Origin of the sequence: Candidatus Aquicultor secundus (assembly GCF_002791875.1) — a bacterium.
Classification (GTDB): Bacteria; Actinomycetota; Aquicultoria; order Aquicultorales; family Aquicultoraceae; genus Aquicultor_A; species Aquicultor_A secundus.
Map to the genome: position 1 here is coordinate 1 of NZ_PFNG01000026.1, position 231 is coordinate 231.

At 54.5% G+C, this 231-nt stretch carries 1 protein-coding gene; it reads left to right on the forward strand.

Annotated features, from left to right (window positions below; genetic code table 11):
• Nucleotides 1-231: NAD(P)H-dependent oxidoreductase subunit E (locus COY37_RS00895; RefSeq protein WP_286975556.1), on the forward strand; the 231-nt coding region annotated here is incomplete at both ends.

A 231-nucleotide genomic window follows, 5' to 3' on the forward strand; every position in this document is an offset into this window, starting at 1 on the left:
CGCCGCATTCCCTGATTCAAACGCTTCATACCGTTCAGGAGACGTTTGGTTTTCTGGATGAAGAGGCCATGAGATACATGGCGGCGGCGCTGCGTGTGCCATTAAGCCAGGTCTACGGTGTTGCGACGTTTTATTACTTCTTCACATTAAAACCGCCGGGAGAGCATACCTGCACCGTCTGTACCGGAACGGCGTGTTACATCAAAGGCGCCGAGGATCTGCTGCGTGCGG